The following is a 26725-nucleotide window of genomic DNA, read 5'->3' as shown; positions in this document are numbered from 1 at the left end:
CGGACCCCGCGCATGGGTCCCCGACCCGAAGGACACACGCATCCCCGATGGACTCCCCGTCCCCCACCGTCCGCACCCGGCGTGACCGCTGCCCCGGCGCCCTGCGCCCCTGGCCCGCCGACGACGGGCTGCTGGTCCGCCTCCGGCTCGTCGGCGGCCGGCTCCCCCTCCGATCGCTGCTCGCCCTGGCCGCCGTGGCCGACGAGTACGGTGACGGCCGAATCCACGTCACCGGCCGGGCCAACGTGCAGCTGCGCGCCCTGCCCGGGCGGGACGGGCGGCTGCCCCCCGAGGCGCTCCGGGCCGTGGAGGGGACCGGGCTGCTGCCCTCGCGCACGCACGAACTGGTCCGCAACATCATGGTCTCCCCGCGGACCGGACCGCGCCGCGACCGCCCCTCGGAGGGCGGGCGGGCCGACCTGCGTCCCCTCGCCAGCGCGCTGGACGAACTGTTGTGCGCCGATCCGCGCCGCGCCGACCTTCCCGGACGCTTCCTGTTCGTGCTGGACGACGGCCGCGGCGACCTGCTGGAGCGCTCCTGCGACCTGGGGCTGGTCGCCCTCGACCGGAACACCGCCCAGCTGAGGGTCGGCGGGGGGTGGGGGCCGCTGACCCCCCTCGACGAGGCCGCCGCCGCACTCGTGCACCTGGCCGACGCGTTCCTGGCCCGGCGCGGCGACGGGCCCACCGCCCCGTGGCACGTCGCCGAACTCCCCTCCCCGCTGGCCGACCCGGCACCGCCGGATCCGCGGCTGCCGGACCCCGCCCCGCCGCTGCCGCACGGCCCGCTGCCCGGAGGCGGACGGCACGTGCCCGTGTCCGAGTCGGGCCTGGACCGCTCGACCGCCGAGGCACTCGCCGCCGAGGCGCTGACCGCCGGATCCGACGAGCTCGTCGTCACGCCGTGGCGCGGCGTCATCGTCCCGGGAGGAGAACAGTGACCGCACCCAGCCGACCCAGACGGCACTACGCGTACGTCGACGACGGACCCGCGATCTACGCCGACTCCTTCGCCACCATCCGGCGCGAGGCCCGGCTCGACCACCTGCCCGCCAACGCCGAGCGGCTCGCCGTGCGGATGATCCACGGCACCGGCCAGGTCGACCTCGCCGACGACCTGGTCGTCCACCCCGATCTGGTCCCCGCAGCGCGCTCCGCCCTCCGGGCCGGCGCACCGATCCTGTGCGACGCGACCATGGTGGCCACCGGGGTGACCGCGAACCGCCTGCCGTGCGACAACGAGGTGCTCTGCCTCCTGGGCGACGAGCGGGTGCCCGCCCTCGCCCGGGAGTGGGGCACCACCCGCACCGCGGCCGCGGTGTCCCTGTGGGAACCCCTGCTCGACGGCGCGGTGGTCGCCGTCGGCAACGCGCCCACCGCCCTGTTCCACCTGCTGGAGATGCTCATCGACGGCGCCCCGCGCCCGGCCGCGATCGTCGGCTGCCCCGTCGGCTTCGTCGGCGCGGCCGAGTCCAAGCAGGCACTGACGGAGTTCGCGGGCCGACACGGCATCGACGTCCCCTACGTGACCGCCCGCGGTCGCCGCGGGGGTTCGGCGATGACCTCCTCGGCCCTCAACGCACTCGCCAAGGAGGAGGAGTGACCGGTCGTTTCCACGGCGTCGGCGTCGGTCCCGGGGACCCCGAGCTGATCACCCTCAAGGCGGCCAGGCTCATCGCCGGAGCCGACGTGGTCGCCTACCACGCCGGGGTCGGCAAGGAGTCCAACGCCCGCCGCATCGCCCGGGACCTGATCCCGGACACGGCGATCGAGGAGCAGCTCACCTACCCGGTGACCACCGGCGCGACCGACCACCCGGGCGGTTACGCGGGGGCTCTGGCCGACTTCTACGAGACCTCCGCCGCGCGGTTGGCCGCCCACCTGGACGCCGACCGCGACGTCGTCCTGCTGTCCGAGGGCGACCCGCTGTTCTACGGGTCGTTCATGTACATGCACGACCGGCTGTCCGAGCGGTACCCGACCGAGGTCGTACCCGGGGTCCCGGCGTTCGCCGCCGCCGCGTCGGCCCCGCTGGCCCGGCAGACCGACGTGCTCACCGTGCTGCCCGGCACCCTGCCCGAACCGGAGCTGGCCCGCCGTCTGGCGGACACCGACGCGGCCGTGATCATGAAGCTGGGCCGGACCTTCCCCGCCGTCCGCCGCGCCCTGGCCGCGGCCGGGCGACTGGAGCACGCCGTCTACGTCGAGCGCGCCTCGATGGACGGGGAGCGGCGGCTGCCGGTCGCACAGGTCGACCCGGCGACGGTGCCCTACTTCTCCCTGGTCCTGGTCACGGGGGACAGCCGCAACGGCAGACGCTCCCGCGACGGCGGCGCGGCCACGCCCCCGGAGTCGGCGTCCACCGGACCGGCGGCCGAACTGCTGGTCGTCGGCCTGGGCCCCGGCCCCGACCACTGGCTCACGGCCGAGGCGTCCGCGGCTCTGGCCGAGGTGGACCACGTCGTGGGATACGGCCCCTACGTCGACCGGGTGCCGCAGCGCCCCGGACTCACCCGGCACGCCTCCGGCAACACCGTCGAACTCGACCGCGCCCGCCTCGCCCTGGACCTGGCCGGGCGCGGCGAACGCGTCGCCGTGGTCTCCGGAGGGGACGCCGGCGTCTTCGGCATGGCCACCGCCGTGTTCGAGGCGGCCGAGGAGCCCGGCTTCCGGGACGTGCCCGTCCGGGTGCTGCCGGGGGTCAGCGCCGTCCAGGCGGTCGCGGCCCGGGCGGGCGCCCCCATCGGCGGGGACTTCGCGGTGATGAGCCTGTCGGACCGGCTCAAACCGTGGGAGGTGATCGAGCGGCGGCTGCGCGCCGTCTCCGAGGCCGACCTGGCGCTGGCCGTCTACAACCCGGCCTCCCGGTCCCGGACCGAACAGATCGCCACCGCCCGCCGGATCCTGCTGGAGCACCGCAAGCCCGACACCGTGGTCGTCGTCGGCCGGGACGTCGGCCGGGACGGCGAGTCCCTGACGGTGACCACCCTCGGCGACCTCGATCCGGCCTCCGTCGACATGCGCTGCCTGCTGATCGTCGGCGCGTCGGCGACCCGGGTCTCCGGGGCGGGCCGGGTCTGGACCCCGAGGTGGGTGCAGCCGTGACCGTGCACTTCGTGGGGGCGGGACCCGGAGCCGCCGACCTGCTGACCGTCCGCGCCACGCGGATGCTCGCCGGGGCCGGCGTGGTGCTCTACCCCGGCACGTACCTGGACCCCGAGGTCCTGACCCACTGCGCGCCCTGCGCCGAACTGGTCGACACCCAGGGCCTGGACCTGGACCGCATCACCGAACGGCTGGTCGCCGCGCACACGGCGGGCCGGGACGTGGTGCGGCTCACCTCAGGGGACCCGTCGCTGTACTCGGCGCTGGCCGAGCAGACCCGGCGGCTCGACGCGCACGGGGTCCCCTGGGACGTCACCCCCGGGGTGCCCGCGTACGCGGCCGCCTCGGCGCTGGCGGGACGGGAGCTGACCGTTCCGCTGGTGGCGCAGTCGGTGGTACTGACCCGGACCCGGGCCCGGTCGACCGCCATGCCGGACACCGAGTCACTGGCCGCGTTCGCCGGGACCCGGGCCACGCTGGTGCTGCACCTGGCGATCCGGCGGGTGCGGGAGCTGATGGTCGAGATCGAACCGTCGTACGGGGCCGACTGCCCGGTCGTCGTCGTCCACCGGGCCAGCCAGCCGGGCGAGGCGGTGCTGCGCGGCACGGTCGCCACCATCGCGGACGCGGTGGAGGAGGCCGGGTTCCGGCAGGCGGCGGTGATCCTCGTGGGGTGGGCGCTCGACCCTCAGGCGGGCGGTGAGTCCTTCCTCTACGACCCGGCCCGCCCCCGGGTCAGCGATCCACGGCCAGGAACCACTGGGTGACCGTGCGGGCGGGCGCCCATCCGGTGAACGCGCCGATGGGCGCGGCGGTCTCGACGGCGATCCGGGTCAGCTCCCCTCCGTGGCGCCGGTAGGCGTCGGCGAGCAGGTGCTCGGTCTCCAGCGTCACTCCGTGCACCACGAGCCGACCGCCCGGCCGCAGCGCCGCCAGGCAGGTGTCGAGCACGCCCGGCCGGGTCGCGCCGCCGCCGACGAACACCGCGTCGGGCGGGCGGAGCCCGGCCAGCGCGTCCGGGGCGCGACCGGTGACCACGCGCAGGCCGGGGACGCCGAGGCGGCCCGCGTTCCGGCCGATCCGCGCGGCCCGTTCGGGGTCGGCCTCCACCGCCGTGGCGGTACAGGTCGGGTGGGCCCGCATCCACTCGACACCGACCGAACCCGCGCCCGCGCCGACGTCCCACAGGTGCTGTCCCGGCCCGGGCGCAAGGCGGGCCAGCGCCGAGGCGCGCAGGTCCCGCTTGGTCAGCTGCCCGTCGTGCTCGAAGGCGTCGTCGGGCAGACCCGCGAGCGTGCCGTGCCCGGGCGGGCCGAGCAGCTCCAGGGCCAGCACGTGCAGCGCGGACGGCGTCCCGGGCGGGGCCGTCAGCCAGTCGCGCGCGGCCGCCTCCAGGCGGGACTCGTCGTCCGTTCCCAGGTCGCCCAGCACGGTCATCAGGCTGGCGCCGTACCCGGCGCCGGTCAGCAGGGCGGCCACCTCCCCCGGGGTGTCCGCGCCCGAGGAGAGCACCAGGACCCGGTGGCCCGGCGCCAACTCCCGCAGCAGCAGGCGGGGGTCGCGCCCGACCAGGGTCACCACCGCGCACCGCTCCGCCGACCAGCCCATCCGGGCGCGGGCCAGGGCGACCGAGGAGACGGCGGGCTCCACCCGCACGGCGTCCGCGCCCAGGAGGTCGAGCAGTGTGGTGCCCACGCCCGAGACGAGGGGGTCGCCGGAGGCCAGGGCCACCACGCGGGCGCCTTCGAGTGAGGCGAGCAGCTCCGCGAGGCCCTCCCGCAGGGGCGAGGGCCAGGGCTGGCGGCGCTGCCCGGCCCGGTCGGGCAGCATCGCCAGGTGCCTGCGGCCGCCCAGCACCGCGTCCGCGTCCAGGACGACGCGGCGCAGCCGCTCCGGGACCCCGGGCCAGCCGTCGGCGCCGACTCCGACGACGGTGACCGCGGCGGGGTAGGGCGCCCCGCCCCGCCGCGCGGCGGCCCCCGGGCGGTGGTGGGTGGCGGAGAGGGAGGGCACGGCGCCGGAGGCGGCCGTTGAGGGTGGGCGGTTGTCGTCCTGCATAACCAGGACGCTATCGTGGCGGACCAGGCGTGAGGTGCCCCGGCGGCCCAACCATCGGAAACGGTGGGGACGGTCTCCGGGGAGAATCTGGGAAGCCCGGTGAGACTCCGGCACAGGCCCGCTGCGGTGAACCGAGCCTCCACGAGGGAGGACCCGGCAAGTCCGAAGACCGGCCTCGCGACCGCCCCTGACGTATGGCGCAACGAGCGGGAGCCTCACCATGCCATTGCGGTCTTCGCACTACCCCTTCTCCGCGATCGTCGGCTGCGACGGCGAACACCTCGACGACCTGGGCCTGTCCCTGGTCCTCACCAGCGTCTCGCCGGAGATCGGCGGCGTCCTGGTGCGCGGGGAGAAGGGCACCGCCAAGTCCACCGCCGTCCGGGGGCTGGCCTCCCTCCTGCCGCCCGTGGACGTCTACCGGGGGGACCGGTTCTCCGTGGACCCCGCCGACCCGGCGCAGCAGTCGCCGGACGGCCCCTTCGGCCCCGGTTCGCCCGTGGAGAGCCGTCCGGTACGGCTCGTCGAACTCCCCGTCGGCGCCACCGAGGACCGCGTCCTGGGCTCCCTGCACCTGGAGCAGGCACTCACCCACGGCCAGGTCGCCTACGAACCCGGTCTGCTGGCCCGGGCCCATCGCGGCATCCTCTACGTCGACGAGGTCAACCTGCTCCACGACCACCTGGTCGACCTCCTCCTCGACGCCGCCGCGACCGGCCGGGTGACCGTGGAGCGCGACGGGTTCTCCGTGGAGCACACGGCCCGGTTCCTGCTCATCGGCACGATGAACCCCGAGGAGGGCGAGCTGCGCCCGCAGCTCCTCGACCGGTTCGGGCTCACCGTCGAGGTCGCCGCGCCGCCCGAGCCCGCGCGGCGCGCCGAGGTCGTCCGCAGGCGCATGGCCCACGACGCCGACCCCGCCGCCTTCGCCGAGCGCTACCGCGACGCCGAGGAGGCCCTGGCCGAGCGCATCGCCCTCGCCCGGGAGTCCCTGGGGCGGGTGCGGCTGTCCGAGGCCGCGCTGCTGAAGATCGCCGAGGTGTGCGCGGCGTTCGACGTGGACGGGCTGCGTGCCGACATCGTCACCGCGCGCACCGCGATGGCGCACGCCGCCTGGGCGGGCCGGACCTCGGTCACCCGGGCCGACATCCGCCGCGCCGCCCTGCTCGCCCTGCCGCACCGGCGGCGGCGCAACCCGTTCGACGCCCCGGGGCTCGACGAGGACCTGCTCGACCAGATCCTCGGCGACGAGGAACCTCCGCCGGACCCCCCGCGGCCGCCGGGTCCGGAGGGGACCGACGACCCCGCCGATCCGACCCCCGCCGACGAGCCCGCTGACGACAGCGCCCCTCCCCCGCCTGAGACGGACGGCCCCGACACCCCGGCGGACGACGCACCGCCCGACCAGCCCCCCGTCCCCGAACCCGCCCGGCAGGAGGCGGACGGTTCCGACGAGGAGCCCCCCGCCGCGCCCCGTCCCGCCGGTGACTCCACGGTCAGGGCAGCCGCGCCCTACCGGCCCCGGCTGTTGACCGTGCGGGGCTCCGGTGAGGGGGCCGACGGCAGGCGCAGCCGGGCCGTGGGCAGGCGGGGCCGCCGGATCGGCGCCGCCCCGCCCGGGCAGGGGTCCGGCGCCTCGCTCCACCTGGTCGAGACCGTGCGGGCCGCGGCCTGTCGACCGCACCACGGCGGCCGGCTGCGGCTCCAACCCCGTGACCTGCGCGTCGCGGTCCGTGAGGGGCAGGAGAGCAACCTGGTCCTGTTCTGCGTGGACGCCTCCGGGTCGATGGCGGCGCGCAAGCGCATGACCGAGGTCAAGACCGCGATCCTCTCCCTCCTCCTCGACGCCTACCGACGCCGCGACAAGGTCGGCCTGGTCACCTTCCGGGGCCGGGAGGCCGAACTCGCGCTGCCGCCGACCCGGTCCGTGGACACCGCCGCGGCCCGCCTCGACGACCTGCCCGCCGGGGGGCGCACCCCGCTCGCCGAGGGCCTGGTGGAGGCGGCCCGCGTCCTGCGCCGCGAACGCCTGCGGGATCCGAGGCTGCGCCCGCTGCTCGTCGTGGTCACCGACGGTCGGGCCACCGGCGGTCGCGGCGCCGTCGGCCGTGCGCTGGAGGCCGCCGACCACGTCGCCGGGCTGGGCGTCACCACCGTCGTGGTGGACGGCGAGTCCGGACCGCTGCGCCTGGGCCTGGCCGCCCGGCTGGCCGCCCACCTCGGCGCCGACCACCTGCCCGTCAGCGAGGTCAGCGCCGACGCGCTGGGCTCCGCCGTACGAGAGAGGGCCTGCTGATGCCCCAGGGAAAACCGCTCGTCGTCCCCGACGACGGACTCACCACGCGCCAACGCCGCAACCAGCCGGTGCTGGCCGTCCACACCGGTGACGGCAAGGGCAAGTCCACCGCCGCGTTCGGCCTCGCGCTGCGCGGCTGGAACCAGGGCTGGCGGATCGGGGTGTTCCAGTTCGTCAAGTCGGCGAAGTGGCGTATCGGCGAGCAGGCCGTGCTGGAGCGGCTGGGCCAGCTGCACGAGGAGACCGGCGAGGGCGGTCCGGTCGAGTGGCACAAGATGGGTTCCGGCTGGTCGTGGATCCGCCGGAAGGGCGACGCCGAGGACCACGCGGCGGCCGCCGCGGAGGGTTGGGCGGAGATCAGACGGCGGCTCGCGGAGCAGACGCACGACCTGCTCATCCTCGACGAGTTCACCTACCCGATCGCCTGGGGCTGGGTCGACGTCGACGACGTCGTGGCCACGCTGAGGGACCGTCCCGGCCGTCAGCACGTGGTGATCACCGGCCGCCGGGCCGACCCCCGGCTGCTGGAGGCCGCCGACCTGGTCACCGAGATGACGAAGGTCAAGCACCCCATGGACGCCGGACGGAAGGGCCAGCGGGGGATCGAGTGGTGACCGTCCCGGCCGCCTCCGGGACCGCGGCCCCGCCCCGGCTGATGATCGCCGCCCCCATGACCGGCCAGGGCAAGACCACGGTCGCGACGGGGCTGATGGCCGCGCTCCGCGACGCCGGGCACGTGGTGAGCGGCCACAAGGTCGGCCCCGACTACATCGACCCCGGCTACCACGCCCTGGCCACCGGGCGGCCCGGCCGCAACCTGGACCCCCACCTGGTGGGGGCGGACCGGGTCGCTCCTCTGCTGCTGCACGGGGCGCGCGGCGCCGACGTCGCCGTCGTCGAGGGGGTGATGGGTCTGCACGACGGGCGGATCGGCACCGCCGGGTTCGCCTCGTCGGCGCACGTGGCGGCCCTGACCCGGACACCGGTGGCGCTGGTCGTGGACGTGTCCCGGATGTCCCGTTCGGTGGGTGCGCTGGTGGCGGGTATGGCCGCCTACGACCCGGCGGTCGAGGTCGTCGGGGTGATCCTCAACCAGGCGGGTTCAGAGCGCAACGTCGCCGAGATCATCCGGTCGACGCGCCTGCCCGTCCTCGGCGTGGTCCGCCGCGACGAGCGGCTGGCCACCCCGTCCCGGCACCTGGGGCTCGTCCCGGCGGCCGAACGGGCGGAGTCGGCCCGGGTGGTCGAACGGCTGGGTGAGAGCGTCGGACGCCAGGTGGACCTGGACGCGCTGCTCGAGCTGGCCCGTTCCGCGCCCGCCCTGGACGCCCGCCCCTGGGACCCGGCGCGTGAGGTGGAGGCGGCCCCCTCCCCCACGGGATCGCGGCCGGTGGTCGCGGTGGCCGGCGGGAGGGCCTTCACCTTCCGCTACGCCGAGACCGAGGAGCTGCTCACCGCGGCCGGGTGCGAGGTCGTCGGTTTCGACCCGCTTGAGGACACCGCGCTGCCGTCCGGCACCCGTGGCGTCTACCTCGGCGGGGGCTTCCCCGAGGTGTACGCGGGGCGGCTCGCCGCCAACCGGGGCCTGCTGGCCGACCTGCGCGACGCGGTACGGGACGGGGTGCCGACCGTCGCCGAGTGCGCGGGCCTGCTCTACCTCGCCGAGGCGCTGGACGGCGAGGCCATGTCCGGGGTCCTGGCCGCGCGCGCCCGGATGACCGAGCGGCTCACCCTGCGCTACCCCGAGGCCGTCTCGCCCCACGACACCCTGCTCACCCGGGCCGGGGAGCGGGCCACCGGACACGAGTTCCACCGGACCCGCCTCACCCCCGGCGCCTGCGCGGACCGTCCGGCGTGGGAGGTCGACGGCACGGCGGAGGGGTTCGCCTCCCCGACGCTGCACGCCTCCTACCTGCACGTCCACTGGGCCGGGCACCCCGGCTTCGCCGCCCGGTTCGCGGAGGCGGCGCGGTCCGCCCCGGTCGCGCGCTCCTCCCCTCCCCCGGCCCGCGACCGCCGCCCGGGCCCGGCCACCGACGAGGTGTCCGATCCGCTGCGGCACCACGGCGACGTCGAGGCGCGCGACGGGCTGCTGGACTTCGCCGTCAACGTCTACGCGGGCGCGCGTCCCGCCTGGCTGGACCGGGCCCTACGCGAGGGCCTGGAGCGCTCCGCCGTCTACCCCGACCCGGAACCCGCCCGGGCCGCGATCGCCCGTCGGCACGCCCGGCGGCCCGCCGAGGTCCTGCCGACCGCGGGCGCGGCGGAGGCGTTCACCCTGATCGCGCGACTGCGGCCGTGGCGGCGGCCGGTGGTGGTGCACCCCCAGTTCACCGAACCGCACGCCGCCCTGGAACAGGCCGGGCACACGGTCACGAGCGTGCTCTGCGCGGCCGGGGACGGGTTCGCGTTCGATCCGGGGGCCGTCCCCGACGACGCGGACCTGGTGGTGGTCGGCAACCCCACCAACCCCACCGGCGTCCTGCACCCGGCGTCCGCCCTGCGCGGGCTGTGCCGCCCCGGACGGGTGGTCGTGGTCGACGAGGCGTTCATGGACGCCGTGCCCGGGGAGCCGGAGACCCTCACGGGTGAGCGGGCCGAGGGGTTGGTGGTGGTGCGCAGCCTCACCAAGCACTGGTCGATCCCGGGCATCCGGGCCGGATACGTCGTCGGGGACGAGAAGGTGGTCGGCGCGCTGGGCCGGGCGCAGACGCCGTGGTCGGTGTCGGCTCCCGCGATCGCCGCCGCCGTCGCCTGTGTGTCCGACGAGGCCCGCGCGGAGGGGCCGCGCCGCGCCGGGGAGCTCGACGACTGGCGCGGGTTCCTGGAGGCCGGGCTGCGGGAGGCGGGTGTGGACGTCGTGCCGTCCCGCGCGCCGTTCGTCCTGGCCCGGGTGGGCGAAGGGGTCCACGCGCGCCTGCGCGCACGGGGCGTGGCCGTGCGGCGGGCCGACACCTTCCCCGGCCTGGACGCCTCCTGGGTGCGGGTGGCCGTGCGGCCTCCGGAGACCACCCGGCGTCTGCTCGCCGCCCTCACTTAGGACACCACGTGTCCTGCGCCACGTGTTGGCTTGGGACGTGCGCTGGAGGAGCCCATCATGACCGTCGCCGACCACCGCCCGCCGCCCGCTCACCCGTCCGTCACCGTCGAACAGTTCGAGCCATCGCCCTGGCCGCCGAACGCGAAGACGTCAGATTCGAGTACATCAACGGGAAGATGAAGATCTGGGCCGAAGGCGTGACCGACGGAGACCACAACGCCATCCTGACGTGGCTGTTCCGCCAGTTCGTGGCGCACCGGCCCGACCTGGACCTCATTCAGGGCCAAGGGCTGAAGGTCGATACCCACCGCAACGGGCGCGCCCGCCCGGACGGCATCCTGGCCCCGGTCGGCTACTTCGACGGCCAAGGTGAGTGGGCCGATCCCCAGGGGGTCCTCGCCGTCGTCGAGGTGACCTCCTGGGACGCCGACACCCACGCCCGCGACCGGATCGGGAAACCCGCCGCCTACGCCGCCACCGGCATCCCCGCCTACCTGCTGGTTGACCGGGACGTCAACGCCGTGGCCGTGGACTCCCGCCCCAAACGCGGTGAGTACCAGGACCGGTCGAGGCACGTCTACGGCGACCGGACCGAGATTCCCGGCACCGGGATCATCCTGGCCACCGACGAGCTGAAGAACCGGTTCAGCCGTGGACGGTTATGACCGACTCGTCATTGAAGCTATGACTGGCTGGTCATGGGGTTGCGGGAGCGGTCCAGCCATAGTGGGCGCATGGATGGATTCGAAGAAGGCGCCTGTGCCCTGACGGGCTTCGTTACGGGCAGGTGCGGCGATGGTAGCTGACCTGTTGACCCAGGAGTTGGAACCGGGACGCTGGGGGTTCAAGGCCGCGAGACTGAGCGAGGTCGCGGATCTGGGGTTTCCGGTACCTCCCGCGCTGTGCCTGCGGGCTGACGACCTAGCCCGCGGGACCGCCGAAGCGGTGACCGCGACCAAGACCTGGCTCAGCCTCTACCGGCCCCGACGCGTGGTGATCCGGACAAGCGCATACGAGGACTTGGCGGACAACGCGCAGGCGGGGCGCACAGTCTCCCTGTTGAACTGCCCGCCTGACGCCTTAGCGCTGCTGCGCACCATCGACCAGGACCTCCTCACCACTGAGAACCTTGGCGATGGCAGCGGAACCTGCGTCATGGTGCAGGAACAGGTCGAGGCACCCTTCTACGGCGTGGCGTTCACCCACGAGCGCCGTGTGCTGGTCGAGGCGGCCCAACAGCCTGATGGGGTGACTTCCGGAGGAACACCGCAGATCCGCGCCCAAGCCGAGGGTGCACGGCTCGCCGTCGATACCAGCGGGCAGCTCGTCCCCAGCCTGGTCCTGGTCCGCCGCCTGCGCCGGGTGTGTCTGCTGCTGGCCGATCACTTTGGGTTCGACGTCGATGTCGAGTGGGCGTGGACTGGCGCGACGGTGGTCGTGCTCCAGATCCGCCCCGTCACCGGCCATCCCCTGGAGTGGGTCTCGTGAGCGGCATGGGGAAGTCGGAGGTCGTCACCGTCCTGGAGAACCACGGTCTGCTGCGCATGCCGGTGAAGGTCTTCCGATACCCGGCCTCGGTGGCCAGCTGGCAGCTTCAGAAACTGTTCGGTCGGGATACGCACCTCGTCGTACGCACGGGAGCCGACTCCGAGGAACGAAATCTCCCCCGGTTGGTCGGCGCGACGGCCGAGACCGCAGTGGAGTGGATCAACGCTCTTCCGCCGATGCTGTCCGTACTGGTCCAGCCCTACGACCACGTGCTGTTCTCCGTGGAGTTGGCCGTCTACGAGGGTCTGCACGTGGCCGAGGCCGTCCCCGGGATCTGGGAGCTGGACAACCGTCTGGCCCCGCTCGTTCTGCAGATTCGCGGTGACCGCGTCGACCTCACGGCCACCGACGGCGGCGAGGTCCAGCGCGCACGGTTCCACGATCCCCATCACGGCCTGCACGAGCGCCCCGCGCGCATTGATGACTGGCAGCTCGCCACCGTGCTGGAGTGGACCAGAGCCCAACACCGAGCCCTGAACGCCACGCTCACGGACCTGGGGCATCCCTTTGGCCTCAAACTGCACTACTCCGCCCGATTCGGCCTGTCCCCGCAGAACCTTCGGAACACGGCGCCCGACATCGACACGTGGCACCGCGGAGACCACCCCTCCACCACCGAGACGACCGTGGTGTCCTCCACGGACGCACCCATACCTGTCGGTCCCACGCTGCTGGATGTGTCCATCGCCCGTGAGGACCACGCCGAGCTCACCGCGTTCGTCCACCGTCTGCGTGAGGCAGGAACCCGCGAGGTCTGTCTCCGTTCAGGGCTGCTCTCCCACCTGGCCATCAACCTGCGCGAGGCCGGAATCACAGTCAGGAGCGCCCGTGGCTGAGTTCTGGGTAGTCGAGGGGATTGACGGCGCGGGCAAGAGCCACCTGCTGTCCCGACTCGCCGACATCACCTGCGAGACGGTCGTCCTCCGCAAGGACGACCGCCCCGAGAGCGGAAATCGATGGGCTGAGGAACGGCTCGCCGCGATGCACCGCCTCACCTGGGGCTACGACCACGCCGAACCGGTGTGGCACTACCCGTCGCGGTACTGGCTGCACACGCTGGCCGCCTGGTACGAACTGTTCCACCATGTCCACGTGGCACCTGCTCTCGCTGAACACCGTCCGGTGATCGTCGACGGCTGGTTCTTCAAACACCAAGCCCGGATGGCGCTCTCCAAAGATGAAGACATGGTGTCGCTGGCCGCCCAGGTGTTCTCCGCCCTGCCCCAACCGGACCAGGTGGTCAAGCTGTCCACACCTCCCGGCCTCGCTGCGGTTCGCAGGTCGGGCAGTTCCAAACCCTCCGAACACGGAGCCTTCCTCACCGACCAGACCGCGACGTCCGAACGGGGCTTCACCACCTACCAGACCCGCACCAACCAGGCCCTGGACGAACTCCTCCGGCGGCACCCCGCTCCCGTTCACACCTTGGACGGCAGCACTTCCTCCAAGGGCCTGCTGTCACTACTCCGTGAGGAGACCAATCCGTGAGTGTCACCGCCCCCGCGGCCGTCACCACTGAGGACCACACGATGGGGGATCGGCTCGTCGACTACGTACTCCCCAAGGTCCCCGTCGACCTCCTTGCCGCCACCGCGGGCCGCGCCTGGGTCTACCCCAACCGGTCCCTGTCCTTCCTCCTGGGCGGGGAGAAACGCCAGGGGAAGAGGTTCAACTGGAGGCGCCCCTACTTCACCGTTGCCGACCAGGTGCTGCACTGCGTGGTCCCTCCCGGGCGGGACTACACGCACCACTACACCCAACTCCTCCGCTCCGCCTGCGCGTTCGCCGATCTGGTCCCCGACGTCACCACCGAACCACCGCCCCCTGGCCAGGGCCTGGAGTTCGTCGACCACTGGCTTCCCAACGACCTGCCCGTACACGATCTGGCCGTCCTCGGCCACGTCGAACCTCTCTTCCACGGCCGCACCACTGAGTGGGCACATCAGACCGGGTTCGGCTGGCGCACCGTCCGCATCGGCTCATCCACCGTCCTCCTCCTGGGCTGTGAGTTCAGCTTCTGGGGCGACCTCGCCGGAGATCTCGTCACCGCGCTCGTCGCACGCGGGCACACCACGGGCGTCGTCTACGTCGGCAAGCTCGGCGGCCTCCAACCGGACATGGTGCCCAACACCCTCATCGTCACCGGCACCACCACCCGCATCGAGAACCACACCCTCACCTGGGACAGCTCACTGGACCTCATCGACGCCCCACCGACCCTCCGAACCGAGACACGGCACGTCACCGTCCCCAGCGTCATGGACGAGACCCGCGCCTGGTTCCAGAACCACCGCGACCACTTCGACATCGTCGACCCCGAGATCGGCCACATGGCCCGAGCCGCCGCCACCGCCGACGTGTCCTTCGACTACCTGCACATCGTCACCGACAACCTGAACGGTACCTACGAACACGGCCTGTACGCCGAACGCAGCGCCCCCGTCGCCACCCGGCGACGTCGCTGCCTGCGCGACATCGAAGCCATCCTGCACCGGAGTCTGACATGAACCTCACCGCACCCGTCACCCTCCTGGGCCTGGACTGGAGCACCCCGGACACCCCGCACCTGCGCACCACCGACCCTGACACCCGCGACGGCAGCCTCCTCCACCCTCTCCTGGGCGAGCACACCTTCCATGTCGACTCTGACCAGCGCCGCTGCGTCGGTTGGTTCGACCTCACCCGCACCGAGGCCAGGCACGTGCGCTGCCGCACCGACGAGGTCGCCACCCAGGGAAGGCAGTGTCGGCGCTGCCAGTACAAGGAGGGGTTCATCGCAGCCCACCAAGCCCACCGTGACTCCGCCGCCCTGCCCGAGAACATCCGCGACTACCTCCAGCAACCGCACTGGCTCTACCTGGACGTCTTCGCCAAGGGCATGACCAAGGTCGGCACCGCCGCCGAATCCCGCCGCCGCAGCCGCCTGGCCGAACAGGGACCCGTCGCCGCCGTCTACGTCGCCCGCACCCCCGACGGCATGACGATCCGTGCCCTGGAGTCCGCCGTCTCCCAACACTTCGGCTTGCCCCAGCAGGTGCCGACTCGCCGCAAGATCCTCGGCCTCCAGGAGGCGGTGGACACCGCACTCCTCACCACCCGGCTCACCGACCTCGCCACCCAGGTCGTCTCCTACCTGGACAAGCTCACCACCGATCAGCCCGATATCGACGTCTTCAGCGACCCCGAACTCTGGGTGCGACCCGCGTGCGCCACCACCGCCTTCGAGGCCGCCCCCGTCCTGGCCTACCCCGCCGACCTCACCCAGGGGACCCACCGCCTGCACATCACCGGTGCCAGCGGCCCCGTCGCCCTCTTGACCACCGACCCCGAGCCGCATACCGACGCGGCCCGCTACTGCGCCAACCTGACGAAGCTCATCGGCCGCCGCCTCACCCCCGCCACCCCCGAAGACACACCCTCCAGTGCCCCCACCCTCTTCTAATCCCGGAAAGGCACCCGTGGACGACGACACCCTGCGCGAGATCTGCACCTTCTGTTGCGAGGTCGAAGGCGGCGACGACTCCAACCTCTTCTACGACCTCGGCCTGGCCCGCACCCGCTCCGACTACGTGCTCCACGAGACCGACCACTTCGCCGTCATCCCGTGCATCGGGGCCCTGACCGACTGGTACCTGCTCATCGTCTCCAAACGCCACACCCTGTCCGTGGGCTGGCTCGACGAAGCCGAACGCGCTGACCTGCGCACCCTCATCCCCCGGGTCACCGGCCTCATCCGCCAGCGCAGCGGGCTCGACAGCCTCGTCTTCGAACACGGCAGCTTCGACTTCCGCGACAAGGGCGGCGCCTGCTACGACCACACCCACATCCACGTCGTGGCCACCGACCGTGACCACCACGCCTTCCTCGACCAGATCCCCGCACCCATCACCATGCGCCCGTGCGCCGACTGGATCGGCGCCGCCCGCCACCTGGTGAACGACCAACACCGCTCCTACCTCGCCCTCGGTGCCCCTGGCCAGGACTGGATCGGCACCGCCACCGGGGCGCCCTCCCAGTTCTTCCGCCGCTGCCTCGCCTCCTGGATCGGCGCCGAGGAAGGCGAATGGGACTGGCTTACCTTCCCCCAGACCGACCGCGTCCACCGGATGAGTACTCTGCTCACCACCGGATGACCCACACCCAGCCACATGCGGTACCCACCACACCGGAAGGCGGAGCGAGCGCGGGGTGTCGGCGTAGTCTGGGGCGCGTGGTCCACACCGAGGAGTTCGCCAAGCGCGCGACCCGCGCCGTCCACACCGCCGCGCACACCCTGGGCATCGCCTCGCCAGCGGCACCCGAACTGATCCGGGCCGGGGAACGCGCCGTCTTCCGCCTCGGCGGCGGCACGGTCATCGGCCGGGTCGAGCGCTCCGCCGCCCGGTGGACGGAAGCCGACCGGGAGGTCCGCGCCGCCCGCTGGCTCGCCGACCAGGGGCTACCAGTGAGCGAACCCCTGCCCGGAGACCAGCCCCTCCTGGTCGAGGACACCGCCGTCACCTTCTGGCAGGCGGTGGACGGGGAGTGGACAGTACCCAAGGAACTCGCGGTCCTGCTGCGTACCCTGCATCACCTCACCCCGCCACCCCACCTCCACCTGCCCGATCTGGACCCCTTCGACCGAGTCACCGAACGCATCGACACCGCACCCCGGCTCACCACAGCCCAGCGCGACCAGCTCCGTCAAATCCACCATGACCTGGCCGCACGCCTTCCCGCTGTCACACCTGTGCTCGGCCACCACGTCATCCACGGGGACGCCAACATCGGCAACGTGCTCGCCACCGACCACGGAGTGGTGCTCTTCGACCTGGACGGCATCTGCTGGGGACCGCCCGAATGGGACCTGGTGCTCACCGCCCTGTACCGGGACCTGGGCTGGCACACCGAGGCCGAGTACGCCGACTTCTGCGACGCCTACGGGTTCGACGTCACCACCTGGGACGGCTACCTCCTCTACAAGGCGATCCGGGAACTACGCATGACCACCTGGCTCGCGCAGAAGGGCGGGGAGAGCCCCAAGATTGACGCCGAAATCGACCAGCGCATCGCCGACCTGGCTCACCCCGAACACTCCCGAGGCTGGCACCCCTACTGAGTCGCTCCCACCACGGAACCGGCCTGGCGGAGGAACCGCGCCGCCTCGGGCTGGTCACGGTAGGGCAGGACCCGCTTGGCGAAGTCGTCCAGGTAGCCGACGCATCGAGCGGAGGAGGTCTCCCGAACCTGAGGAATCACACACGTGCCCAGGTGAACAGCCTCCTCCACCTCACCCTGCCTGAGCACGGCCGCGGCCAGGACCAAGCGAGTGAAGACCCGGCTGCGCGCGTAGTCGTCCCCCGTCGACTCGGCGAGGCTCTGCTCGGCCAGGCGGCGGGCCACATGCGCGTGCCCCAGATCCCGGTGGCAGTGCGCGACCTCGTCGGAGTACTCGGAGTGGTCGAAATAGCCGATCCACTCCGGATCCAGGCCAGGCTGACGCCGACCGAACTCCCGCTCGGCCTCGCTCATCGCCCGGAAACAGTCGGTCTTGTCCCGGCGGGCCGCGTGGGCGCGCGCCTCCATCATCAGGAACTGCGCGCGCATGGTCGCCGTCGCACGGTCCCCGGCCCCGGTCAGGGCGGCCCGCGCCAGGTCCCGAGCCTCGCGGTGCGCTCCCAGGTAGTTGGCTTGGTGGCTCATCGCGGACAGCACGCTGGCGCCCAGCAGCCGGTCCTCGGCGTGGGCAGCGAGGTCCAATGCCTGAACGAAATACCGTCGAGCCGCGCCGTTGCGCTGGGCGTCATAGGACATCCAGGCGACGGAGAGCACGAACTCGGCCGCGACCGTGAACAACGGTCGTCGAACCGCTTCCGAGTGGGTCTGCCCAAGGAGAGGGACGACAGTCTCGTTGAGGTAGTGCACGGCGGTGGTGCGGGCGTTGTCTCCGCCGAACCTGTTGTCCAAGGAAGCGAACGCCGTGGTCGCCGCACGGATCGCGGCCACGGGTCCCTCGTCCACCACCGATTCCCCAGCGGGTGAGGACGCGTTCCGTACGAGCCAGGAGAGCACAGCACGGCTGACCTCCGAAGCTTCGGTGCCGGACTCCATGCCCGGTGTGTTCTGGGTATCCGCGCACGTCAGACGCTCCAGGACAGCCGCTGTCTCAACGCCGGAGTCGTTCAGATCCAGACCCAGGCCAGGAGGAACACGAAGAAGGCCCGGGGCCGGGATGTCGTATCCATCGGTGATGCCTGCGAAAGCACGGAGGATCGTGTCGGGCTTGCGGAGTTCCCGGGTCCCCTTCAGGACGCGGGAGACCATGGTCTGTGACAGGTCGCACATCCGCGCGATGGCGTCCTGGGACAGCAGGGTGTGCCTCAGCAGCAGTCGGATCAGCGAGTTGGGGTCCTCCCCAGCCACGGCTCGCTGCACCTCGGGAATGCGCCAGAACCGGGCCGGAACGCACGAACAGTCGCCAGTTCTTCGGTTTCGACCGCAATTTCCGCAGAACACGGGTACGCCTTCCGCTCGGCTCTTCGGGGCGGGTGGGTGACACCGAAGCCTACGGGCGCCACCACACGACAAGCCATGACCGGCTTGTCATGACCACCATGCCCGCTCCGTCATGGAGCTGTCAGGCGTTTCTCCGGACAGTGAGTACATGACCACGACACCGCATGCCTCGCCCGCGCTGGCCTGCTGTTTCTCAGTGGAGAACTGATGCAACCGCCTCTTCGTATTCCTCCGGTTTCGGGCGAAGGGGTTTTGTTGCCCCGACGTATTAGCTACGACGACCCGAACAAAACGGGACTTCTGTGCGGTTCCGACACCGCTCATCTGCCCACCGCCCGCCGATGGGCGGCACAGGTCACTCGAACCACGCCGCCGGCCGCATACCCTCTGGTCGCCTCCCTGGCCGAGCTTCACGCGAACGCCCTGAGACACAGCGCTTCGGGGCTGCCAGGCGGGCAGGTACGGATCGAGATCGAACGATGCCGCCTCCTCTTCCTCCTGCACGTGACCGACGACGGACCGCGACCGGGAGCCGCGCCAACCGTCCCCGTACTGGACTTCTCACACCCAACAGAGGGGGCGAGCCCCGACCTTGCTGAGTGTGGTTACGGCCTGACAGTGGTCGAAGCGATGGCCCTGTGCTGGGACTTCTCCAGGAAATCCGGCGGGGAACTGACCGTCAGCGCGGCCTTCGACCGATCTGGGCGCACTCGTACCAGAGGATCGACGAATAGTCGTTGGGACAGAAACAACCCTGTTCTTTGTGGCGGGGGTTGAAGATTCCCGTCCACCCAATTGACCATCGACCAGCCCTGACCAGGGTGGATAACCATTCCCTGCATTGAGGGATGGATTTTGTCCATGTGTGTGGGTTTGTGGGTGAGAAGTGCAGTTCCGAGGGTGCGCGACCTCGGGGCCATTGACACTCACCCCGACCCACGAGGACAGAGGGTCAGCCTCGTCCCGGGGCTGACGAAGAAGAGAAGAAGGGATGCCCCAGGCCGGTGCGCGAACACCAACCTGGGGCGTGATTCCCACCTGAGAGCGCAGGAGGAAACTGTGGAGAAGTCTATCGGGCGACACCGCAAACGCCGCCGGGGGTGGGGCGAACACGTGCGCTGGATGCTCGGCGCGGTACTCACCGCCATGTTCTGCGGACCCGCCAGCCGAACCGTTCCGCCAAGGCCAGAGCCCGAGGCCCGGCGACCGCGTCCGGATCGGCGTGCTCGGCCGGACTGGGAAGCTACCTCGGGGCCGCCGGTGGGTGGGAAGCCGAGGGCGGCCTCACGTACCCACACGGAGAGCGGCACCGGCGGAGATGTTGCTGTGGTGCCGAGTCAGAGGAACCCGTATCCGGGGCGACGTGGCTGGTGTGTGGACGATGACGGGGTGTGTGGGGTGCGCCCCTACCTCGCCCGCGCAGAGGAACGCTACCTCCGCGGCCACACCGAAACGACTGTAGGCGCTGGTCATGGCGACCTCCTGGCCGCCGTTCACGAGCCAGCGCCCGTGCCCGCTCCGGTTCCCGAGGGCGGCGGTGCGGGTGAGTTCGCTGAGCTGGCCCGCCTCGTGCGCGATTGGCAGGCCATGACCACCTGACCAGCAGGAGTGCGCGCTCCGGGGTGGCGCATTGGTCGACTTCGGGACCGTATGACGCGCCTGAGGGGCATCACACCAGGTCGGTCACCCAGTCGAACGCGGCGGCCACGTCGTGGACGGTGGGGACGCCGGGCGGGCCGGGCGGGCGGCGCACCACCACGACCGGGACGCCGAGCTCCCGCGCGGCCGCCATCTTCGGCCAGGTGTAGGTGCCGCCGGAGTCCTTGGTGACCAGGACGTCGGAGCGGTGCTCGCGCATCAGCTCCAGTTCGCCGTCGAGGCGGTACGGCCCCCGGCTGGTCACCAGCCGCCAGGCGGCGGGCGGATCGAGGTCGGGCACGTCCACCACCCGGGCCAGGACCGCGTGCCGCCCCAGGTCCGGGACGAAACGGGCGAGTTCCTGGCGGCCGACCGTGAGGAACGGCCGCGTGCCCAGCTGCGCCGCCCGACGCGCCGCCTCCTCGTGGGTGTCGGCGTGGTGCCAGGCCGGGTCCGGGTCCCAGCCCGGCCGTTCCAGCCGCAACAGGGGAAGATCCGTGCAGGCCGCCGCCGCGTTGGCGGTCATGCCGAGGGCGAAGGGGTGGGTGGCGTCCACCACCGCGTCGTAGTCGGTCAGCGCCGCGCGCAGCCCGGACACTCCCCCGAACCCGCCGATGCGGACCTTCCCCACTGGCAGGCGCGGTCTGGCGACCCGTCCCGCGAGCGAGGTGGTGACGTCCACACCCGCCTCGACCAGGAGGGCGGCCAGTTCTCGGGCCTCGGAGGTGCCGCCGAGCAGGAGCAGTCTCATCGGGTCCCTCCCGGGGCCAGTACGGGCAGATCCGCCGGGGCCCCCTCGCGGGCGAGGGCGAGCAGCGCGTCAACGTCGAGGTGGCGCTCCACGAGGTCGCCGAGCAGGTCGAGGCGGCGTTCCCGGGCGGCGGCGAACCGCACCCCGGAGGGTTCGTGGCCGATCGTCTCGGCGAGGAAGGCGGCGCGGAACGCGTCGCCCTCCAGACTGCCGTGCCACATGGTGCCGAAGACGTTCCCCGACCGGGCGCCGCCCAGGAACTCCTCCGCCCCGTCGCCGACCGTGATCCGGCCGTGGTGGATCTCGTAGCCGTGCGCGGGCGCGCCGAGCGCCGCCCCGGAGGGCAGGCGGAGGGTCTTGTCCGCGGTGAAGTCGGTCCGCGTGTCGAGCAGGCCGAGGCCGTCCGCGCGCGCACCGGGCTCGGCCTCGACGCCGTCCGGGTCGGCGATCGTCCGGCCGAGCATCTGGAACCCGCCGCAGACGCCGAGCAGCGGCCGACCGCGGCGGACGTGCTCGGTGATCGCCCGGTCGAGGCCGCGGGAGCGCAGCCAGGCCAGGTCGGCGAGGGTGGACCGGGTGCCGGGCAGGACGACCAGGTCCGCGTCGGCCAGGTCGCGCGGGCCGGAGGCGAAGACGACGTCGAGACCGGGCTCCAGGCCGAGGGCGTCCACGTCGGTGAAGTTGCTGATCCGGGGCAGGCGCACCACCGCCACGCGCCGGACCGCGCCCCCGCCCGCCCGGCGGCCCTCCAGGTCCAGGGCGTCCTCCGAGTCGAGCCACAGCCCCGGGTCCCAGGGCAGGGTGCCGTACACCCGGCGGCCGGTGAGCCGTTCCAGGTCGGCCAGACCGGGCCGGAGCAACCCGGGGTCCCCGCGGAACTTGTTGACCACGAAGCCCGCGACCAGCGCCTGGTCGGCTCCCTCCAGCAGCCCCACCGTGCCGTACAGCGCGGCGAAGACACCGCCCCGGTCGATGTCGCCGACGACCACCACGGGCAGGTCCGCGTGCCGGGCCAGCCCCATGTTCACGTAGTCGCCCGACCGCAGGTTGATCTCGGCCGGGCTGCCCGCCCCCTCGGCGACGACGACGTCGTGGCGGGCCGCCAGGTCGTCGAAGGCGGCGTGCGCGGCCTTGGCCAGGTGCCGGCGGCCGGACTCCCAGTCGGCCGAGGACACGTCCCCGGCGGGGTGTCCGAGCAGGACGACGTGGCTGCGCCGGTCGGTGCCCGGTTTGAGGAGCACCGGGTTCATCGCGGGCTCCGGCCCGACCCCGGCGGCCAACGCCTGCACCCACTGGGCGCGGCCGATCTCCGCCGGGCGGCCGTCCGGGCCGTGGCAGACCATGGAGTTGTTGGACATGTTCTGCGCCTTGTACGGCGCGACCCGCGCGCCGCGGCGCGCGAAGGCCCGGCACAGACCGGTGACGACGACGCTCTTGCCCGCGTCGGAGGTGGTCCCGGCGACCAGGAGACCGCTCACGACGTCCTCCTCAGCAACGCGGTGTCCATCACCCAGCCGGCCCGGTCCCTGGCCCGGGTCCGGGCCGCCTCGATCGCGGGCAGCACGTCGCCGACCCGTCCGGCGACCAGCTCCTCGGTGTCGGTGCCCAGGTTGGCGCCCCACCAGACCGACCACTCCGCCAGGCCCTCGAAGGCGGGCCGTCCGCCGAGCATGACGACGATGTTGTCCTGCCCGGCGGCCACGGCCTCAGCCAGCCGCCGCGCCGGGGTGAGGTGGACCGGTCGGCCCACCTCGTGCAGCACGATCCGGTGCCGCGCGGCGAGGAGTTGGGGGGCGCTGATCCCGGGCAGGACGTCGTACTCCACCGGCACGACCCCCCGCTCGGCGACCCGCTCCACGATCCGCACGGTGGAGTCGTACAGGGACGGGTCCCCCCAGACCAGGAACGCCGCGGTGCCGCCGCGCTCGCCGAGCACCCGCTCGTAGGCCACGACCCGGGCCTCGTGCCAGGCGGCGACCGCGGCCCGGTAGTCGGCGGGGTCGTCGCGGTCGCGCTCCGGGTCGGGCACGACGACCAGGGGGACGCCGTGGACGTCGCAGACGGCCCGGCGCAGGGCCAGCAGCCCGTCGTCGTCGCGTTTGCGGGCGGCCACCGCGTAGTCGCAGTCCCGCAATGCGTCGGCGACCTCGGGGGTGAGGTGCCGCGGCCCCATGCCGATACCGAGGATCCGTACCCTCATTCCGAGCGGTCCTCCAGGTCCCCCTCGACCTCCAGGTAGACCTCCGTCAGGGCTTCGAGCGTGGCCGGGTCCGGCTCGGCCCACAGCCCGCGCCGGGCGGCCTCGTGCAGCCGCTCGACGATGCCGTGCAGCGCCCACGGGTTGGAGGTGCGCAGGAACTCCTGGGTGTCGGCGTCGAGCACGTACTCGGCCGCCAGTTTCTCGTACATCCAGTCGTGAACGACACCGGCCGTGGCGTCGAAACCGAAGAGGTAGTCGACGGTGGCGGCCAGTTCGAAGGCGCCCTTGTAGCCGTGCCGCCGCATGGCGGAGATCCAGCGCGGGTTGACCACCCGGGCGCGGAACACGCGCGCGGTCTCGTCGGCGAGGGGGCGGGTGCGGACCGCGTCGGGTGTGGTGGAGTCGCCGACGTAGGCCTTGGGGTCGGCGCCGGTGAGGGCGCGGACGGTGGCGATCATGCCGCCGTGGTACTGGAAGTAGTCGTCGGAGTCGGCGATGTCGTGTTCGGCGCTGTCGATGTTCTTCGCCGCGACCCTGATCCGGCGGTAGTTGGCGCGCATGTCGTCGGCGGCCGGGACCCCGTCGAGGTCGCGCCCGTAGGCGTACCCTCCCCAGGCCGTGTAGACCTCGGCCAGGTCGCGGTCGTCGCGCCAGTTGCCGGACTCCACCAGATGGAGGATGCCCGCCCCGTAGGACCCGGGCGCGGAGCCGAAGATCCGGGTGGTGGCGCGGCGACGGTCGCCGTGGGTCTCCAGGTCGGCGCGGGTGTGGGCGCGGACGAAGTTGCGCTCCTCCGGTTCGTCGAGGTCGGCGACCAGGTTCACGGCGTCATCCAGCATGGCGACCACGTGGGGGAAGGCGTCGCGGAAGAACCCGGAGATGCGCACGGTGACGTCGACGCGCGGACGGCCCAGCTCCTCCAGCGGCACCACGTCGAGCCGGGCGACCCGTCGGGACGCCTCGTCCCACTCCGGGCGCACGCCCAGGAGGGCGAGCACCTCGGCCACGTCGTCGCCGGAGGTGCGCATCGCCGAGGTGCCCCACACCGACAGGCCCACCGACTCCGGGTAGGTTCCGGTCTCCTCCAGGTGGCGGCGCAGCAGGGAGTCGGCCATCGCCTGCCCCGTCTGCCAGGCGAGCCGGGAGGGGACGGCGCGGGGGTCGACGGTGTAGAAGTTGCGGCCGGTCGGCAGCACGTTGACCAGGCCGCGCAGCGGGGAGCCGGACGGGCCCGCCGGTACGAATCCGCCGGTCAGGGCGTGCAGGGCGTGGTCGAGTTCGTCGGTGGTGCGGGCGAGGCGGGGCACCACCTGGGTGGCGGCGAACTCCAGGACGCGGCGCACCTCGGGGTCGTCGTGCGCGTCGGCCGCGGCGGCGGGGTCCCAGTCCGCGGCCTCCATCCGTTCGACCAGGCTCCGCGCCAGCGCCTCCACCCGGTCGACCTCGGCGGTCGGCGCGTCCTCCTTCAGGCCGAGGGCGGAGCGCAGCCCGGGCACGGCCCCGCCGACGCCTCCCCAGACCTGGGCGGCGCGCAGGACGGCCAGGACCAGGTTGACGCGGGCCTCACCCGAGGGGGCCTCGGCGAGCACGTGCAGGCCGTCGCGGATCTGGGTGTCCTTGATCTCGCACAGCCAGCCGTCGACGTGCAGGAGGAAGTCGTCGAACTCCTCGTCGTCGGGCCGCTCCTCCAGGCCCAGGTCGCGGTGCATCTCCGCGGCGCGCATCAGGGACCAGATCTCGCCCCGGACCGCGGGCAGCTTGGCCGGGTCCATGGCCGCGATGTTGGCGTGCTCGTCGAGCAGCTGCTCCAGGCGGGCGATGTCGCCGTAGGTCTCCGCGCGCGCCATCGGGGGGATGAGGTGGTCGACGACCGTGGCGTGGGCGCGCCGTTTGGCCTGGGCGCCCTCCCCCGGGTCGTTGACCAGGAACGGGTAGACCAGCGGCAGGTCGCCCAGGGCGGCGTCGGTGGCGCAGGCGGCCGACAGCGCGGCGTTCTTTCCGGGCAGCCACTCCAGCGAACCGTGCTTGCCCAGGTGGACGACGGCGTGCGCGCCGAAACCGTGCTCCAGCCAGCGGTAGGCGGCCAGGTAGTGGTGGCTGGGGGGCAGGTCGGGGTCGTGGTAGATGGCGATGGGGTTCTCGCCGAAGCCGCGCGGCGGCTGGACCAGGACGACGACGTTGCCCGCGCGCAGCGCGGCGAGGACGAGTTCGCCCTCGTCGTTGACGTACAGGCGGCCGGGGGCGGGACCCCATGCCTCAGTCATCGCGTCCTTCAGGGCGGCGGGCAGGCCCTCGGTCCAGGCGGCGTACTCCTCGGGGGTGATCCGCACCTGGGCGTCGGTGAGCTGGCCGGAGGTCAGCCAGTCCTCGTCCTGGCCGCCCGCCTCGATCAGGGCGTGCATCAGCGCGTCGCCCGCCTCGGTCTCGTCGGGCAGGTCCAGGCCGGGCAGGGCGCCGGGTTCGCCCAGGTCGTAGCCCTCGGCGCGCAGTCGGCGCAGGAGGCGGACCAGGGACCGGGGGGTGTCGAGCCCGACGGCGTTGCCGACGCGGGAGTGCTTGGTCGGGTAGGCGGACAGGACGACCGCGATCCGCTTCTCGGCGGCGGGGACGTGGCGCAGGCGGGCGTGGGCGGCGGCGATCCCGGCCAGGCGGGCGCAGCGTTCGGGGTCGGCGACGTAGCGGGGCAGCCCGTCGTGGTCGATCTCCTTGAAGGAGAACGGCACGGTGATGATCCGCCCGTCGAACTCCGGGATGGCGATCTGGCTCGCCGAGTCGAGGGGGGTGACGCCGTCCTCGGAGGTCTCCCAGTCGGCGCGGGAGCTGGTCAGGCACAGCCCCTGGAGGACGGGGACGTCCAGGGCCGCCATCCGTTCGACGTCCCAGGTCTCGTCGTCCTCACCGGCGCTCGCGGACGCGGGTACGCTGCCGCCCGCCGCCAGGACGGTGACCACCAGGGCGTCGAAGCCGCCGAGCGCCTCGTAGAGCTCGTCGGGGGCCGAGCGCAGCGACCCGGCGAACACGGGGACGCCCACGGCCCGGCCGGTGGCGTCGACGGCGTCGGCCAGGGCGTGCGCGAACGCGGTGTTGCCCCCGGCCTCGTGGGCCCGGTAGTAGAGGATGCCCACCTTCGGCAGCTCCGGGTCCCGGGGGACCTCGCGCGCGGCGTGGCCCCACAGCGGGACGGGGGCGGGCGGGTCGAAGCCCTCTCCGGTCAACAGCACGGTGTCCGACAGGAAGGCGTGCAGGCGGCCGAGGTTGTCGGGGCCGCCCTCGGCGAGGTAGCGGTGGGCGTCGGTGGCCACGCCGATGGGGACGGTGGAGTGTTCCATCAGTTCGGCGCTGGGCTGCTGTTCGCCGCTGAGGACGACCAGGGGGGTGCCCCGCTCGCGGACGGCGGCGAGTCCGGACCACAGGTCGTGGGGGGAGCCGAGCAGCCGCACCACCACGAGGTCGGCTCCCTCGACGGTGGCGGTGAGTTCGGTGTCACCGGCGCGGGACGGGTTCGCCCACGTGTACGCGGCGCCGCTGGCCCGCGCGGAGAGCAGGTCGGTGTCGGATGTGGACAGCAGTGCGATCCGTGCCGTCATGGTCGGA

Annotated in this window: 21 protein-coding genes, 1 pseudogene and 1 riboswitch; of the genes and pseudogenes, 16 read left to right on the top strand and 6 right to left on the bottom strand. The window is 72.9% G+C overall.

The features are described 5' to 3' along the window. The first annotated feature begins 47 nt into the window (after positions 1-47). Genes DVR05_RS16695 through DVR05_RS16680 form a run of 4 tightly spaced genes read left to right on the top strand, consistent with a single transcriptional unit; the run spans position 48 to position 3872 of the window. Complete coding sequence (locus tag DVR05_RS16695) at positions 48-941, top strand: nitrite reductase (RefSeq protein ID WP_116246818.1); 894 nt, start codon at positions 48-50, stop codon at positions 939-941. Beyond that, on the top strand, positions 938-1603 hold the full coding sequence (locus DVR05_RS16690) for a precorrin-8X methylmutase (protein ID WP_116246817.1): 666 nt from the start codon (positions 938-940) through the stop codon (positions 1601-1603). The genes DVR05_RS16695 and DVR05_RS16690 overlap by 4 nt, the downstream gene beginning before the upstream one ends. Then, positions 1600-3105, top strand: coding sequence for a precorrin-2 C(20)-methyltransferase (locus DVR05_RS16685; RefSeq protein ID WP_116246816.1), 1506 nt, complete (start codon positions 1600-1602; stop codon positions 3103-3105). The genes DVR05_RS16690 and DVR05_RS16685 overlap by 4 nt, the downstream gene beginning before the upstream one ends. Then, positions 3090-3872 (top strand): cobalt-precorrin-4/precorrin-4 C(11)-methyltransferase, encoded by a 783-nt coding sequence (locus DVR05_RS16680; RefSeq protein WP_116246815.1) that lies wholly within the window; start codon positions 3090-3092, stop codon positions 3870-3872. Before DVR05_RS16685 ends, DVR05_RS16680 begins: the two co-directional genes overlap by 16 nt. On the opposite strand, the gene cbiE is transcribed toward DVR05_RS16680, so the two are convergent. Then, positions 3841-5163, bottom strand: a complete 1323-nt coding sequence (gene cbiE, locus DVR05_RS16675) for a precorrin-6y C5,15-methyltransferase (decarboxylating) subunit CbiE (protein WP_116246814.1) — start codon at positions 5161-5163, stop codon at positions 3841-3843. The genes DVR05_RS16680 and cbiE overlap by 32 nt on opposite strands. Before the next feature lie 71 nt (positions 5164-5234). Next, positions 5235-5338, top strand: a riboswitch (cobalamin riboswitch). 45 nt (positions 5339-5383) lie between these two features. Between cbiE and DVR05_RS16670 the strand changes: the two genes are divergently transcribed. From DVR05_RS16670 to DVR05_RS16620, 11 genes and pseudogenes are all read left to right on the top strand, one after another. After that, the gene (locus DVR05_RS16670) at positions 5384-7459 is read left to right on the top strand and encodes a VWA domain-containing protein (protein WP_369974546.1); all 2076 of its coding nucleotides are present in this window, start codon (positions 5384-5386) and stop codon (positions 7457-7459) included. Next, on the top strand, positions 7459-8073 hold the full coding sequence (gene cobO, locus DVR05_RS16665) for a cob(I)yrinic acid a,c-diamide adenosyltransferase (RefSeq protein ID WP_116246812.1): 615 nt from the start codon (positions 7459-7461) through the stop codon (positions 8071-8073). Before DVR05_RS16670 ends, cobO begins: the two co-directional genes overlap by 1 nt. 41 nt (positions 8074-8114) lie before the next feature. Continuing rightward, on the top strand, positions 8115-10499 hold the full coding sequence (locus DVR05_RS16660; protein WP_116247054.1) for a cobyrinate a,c-diamide synthase: 2385 nt from the start codon (positions 8115-8117) through the stop codon (positions 10497-10499). A gap of 57 nt (positions 10500-10556) precedes the next feature. Further along, positions 10557-11164 (top strand): annotated as a pseudogene (locus DVR05_RS16655) (Uma2 family endonuclease). 130 nt (positions 11165-11294) lie between these two features. Further along, entirely contained in the window at positions 11295-11987 is a 693-nt protein-coding gene (locus DVR05_RS16650; protein WP_116246811.1) for a pyruvate phosphate dikinase, read from the top strand. Positions 11988-11992: 5 nt separating this feature from the next. After that, positions 11993-12883, top strand: a complete 891-nt coding sequence (locus tag DVR05_RS16645) for a hypothetical protein (RefSeq protein WP_116247053.1) — start codon at positions 11993-11995, stop codon at positions 12881-12883. Then, on the top strand, positions 12876-13535 hold the full coding sequence (locus DVR05_RS16640) for an AAA family ATPase (RefSeq protein WP_116246810.1): 660 nt from the start codon (positions 12876-12878) through the stop codon (positions 13533-13535). Before DVR05_RS16645 ends, DVR05_RS16640 begins: the two co-directional genes overlap by 8 nt. Beyond that, positions 13532-14554, top strand: coding sequence for a hypothetical protein (locus tag DVR05_RS16635; protein ID WP_232832184.1), 1023 nt, complete (start codon positions 13532-13534; stop codon positions 14552-14554). Before DVR05_RS16640 ends, DVR05_RS16635 begins: the two co-directional genes overlap by 4 nt. Then, on the top strand, positions 14551-15489 hold the full coding sequence (locus DVR05_RS27750; RefSeq protein ID WP_116246809.1) for a DUF2797 domain-containing protein: 939 nt from the start codon (positions 14551-14553) through the stop codon (positions 15487-15489). Before DVR05_RS16635 ends, DVR05_RS27750 begins: the two co-directional genes overlap by 4 nt. Before the next feature lie 16 nt (positions 15490-15505). Further along, on the top strand, positions 15506-16180 hold the full coding sequence (locus tag DVR05_RS16625; protein ID WP_116246808.1) for an HIT domain-containing protein: 675 nt from the start codon (positions 15506-15508) through the stop codon (positions 16178-16180). 77 nt (positions 16181-16257) lie between these two features. Then, entirely contained in the window at positions 16258-17145 is an 888-nt protein-coding gene (locus DVR05_RS16620; RefSeq protein WP_116246807.1) for a phosphotransferase enzyme family protein, read from the top strand. Here DVR05_RS16620 and DVR05_RS16615 read toward each other — a convergent pair. Next, positions 17139-18449: a hypothetical protein gene (locus tag DVR05_RS16615; RefSeq protein WP_232832183.1), complete on the bottom strand. Its 1311-nt coding sequence runs from the start codon at positions 18447-18449 to the stop codon at positions 17139-17141. The genes DVR05_RS16620 and DVR05_RS16615 overlap by 7 nt on opposite strands. A 300-nt stretch (positions 18450-18749) precedes the next feature. On the opposite strand from DVR05_RS16615, the gene DVR05_RS16610 reads away from it, so the two are divergent. Next, the gene (locus DVR05_RS16610) at positions 18750-19319 is read left to right on the top strand and encodes an ATP-binding protein (RefSeq protein ID WP_116246805.1); all 570 of its coding nucleotides are present in this window, start codon (positions 18750-18752) and stop codon (positions 19317-19319) included. Between the two features lie 892 nt (positions 19320-20211). Here the strand turns inward: DVR05_RS16610 and DVR05_RS16600 are convergent. From DVR05_RS16600 to DVR05_RS16585, 4 genes are read right to left on the bottom strand one after another with little or no spacing between them, the layout of a single operon-like run. Then, positions 20212-20931 carry a cobalt-precorrin-6A reductase gene (locus DVR05_RS16600; RefSeq protein WP_116246803.1) on the bottom strand — a complete coding sequence of 240 codons (720 nt, stop codon included), beginning with the start codon at positions 20929-20931 and terminating at the stop codon, positions 20212-20214. Then, complete coding sequence (locus tag DVR05_RS16595) at positions 20928-22409, bottom strand: cobyric acid synthase (RefSeq protein WP_116246802.1); 1482 nt, start codon at positions 22407-22409, stop codon at positions 20928-20930. The genes DVR05_RS16600 and DVR05_RS16595 overlap by 4 nt, the downstream gene beginning before the upstream one ends. After that, positions 22406-23131 (bottom strand): precorrin-6A synthase (deacetylating), encoded by a 726-nt coding sequence (cobF, locus tag DVR05_RS16590; RefSeq protein ID WP_116246801.1) that lies wholly within the window; start codon positions 23129-23131, stop codon positions 22406-22408. The genes DVR05_RS16595 and cobF overlap by 4 nt, the downstream gene beginning before the upstream one ends. Continuing rightward, positions 23128-26718 (bottom strand): cobaltochelatase subunit CobN, encoded by a 3591-nt coding sequence (locus tag DVR05_RS16585; RefSeq protein ID WP_116246800.1) that lies wholly within the window; start codon positions 26716-26718, stop codon positions 23128-23130. The genes cobF and DVR05_RS16585 overlap by 4 nt, the downstream gene beginning before the upstream one ends. Positions 26719-26725 lie beyond the last annotated feature (7 nt).

The sequence above is a fragment of the Nocardiopsis sp. FIRDI 009 genome (assembly GCF_003386285.1).
GTDB lineage: Bacteria > Actinomycetota > Actinomycetes > Streptosporangiales > Streptosporangiaceae > Nocardiopsis.
The sequence above is the reverse complement of the archived record's forward strand: the minus strand, read 5'-3'. Positions and strand labels throughout refer to the sequence as shown.

Coding starts and splice junctions, on each gene's coding strand:
- DVR05_RS16600 (WP_116246803.1), bottom strand. CDS start 20,931: ATGAGACTGCTCCTGCTCGGCGGCACCTCCGAGGCCCGAGAACTGGCC.
- DVR05_RS16610 (WP_116246805.1), top strand. CDS start 18,750: ATGCAACCGCCTCTTCGTATTCCTCCGGTTTCGGGCGAAGGGGTTTTG.
- DVR05_RS16670 (WP_369974546.1), top strand. CDS start 5,384: ATGCCATTGCGGTCTTCGCACTACCCCTTCTCCGCGATCGTCGGCTGC.
- DVR05_RS16645 (WP_116247053.1), top strand. CDS start 11,993: ATGGGGAAGTCGGAGGTCGTCACCGTCCTGGAGAACCACGGTCTGCTG.
- cbiE (WP_116246814.1), bottom strand. CDS start 5,163: ATGCAGGACGACAACCGCCCACCCTCAACGGCCGCCTCCGGCGCCGTG.
- DVR05_RS16585 (WP_116246800.1), bottom strand. CDS start 26,718: ATGACGGCACGGATCGCACTGCTGTCCACATCCGACACCGACCTGCTC.
- DVR05_RS27750 (WP_116246809.1), top strand. CDS start 14,551: ATGAACCTCACCGCACCCGTCACCCTCCTGGGCCTGGACTGGAGCACC.
- cobF (WP_116246801.1), bottom strand. CDS start 23,131: ATGAGGGTACGGATCCTCGGTATCGGCATGGGGCCGCGGCACCTCACC.
- DVR05_RS16660 (WP_116247054.1), top strand. CDS start 8,115: ATGATCGCCGCCCCCATGACCGGCCAGGGCAAGACCACGGTCGCGACG.
- cobO (WP_116246812.1), top strand. CDS start 7,459: ATGCCCCAGGGAAAACCGCTCGTCGTCCCCGACGACGGACTCACCACG.
- DVR05_RS16650 (WP_116246811.1), top strand. CDS start 11,295: ATGGTAGCTGACCTGTTGACCCAGGAGTTGGAACCGGGACGCTGGGGG.
- DVR05_RS16695 (WP_116246818.1), top strand. CDS start 48: ATGGACTCCCCGTCCCCCACCGTCCGCACCCGGCGTGACCGCTGCCCC.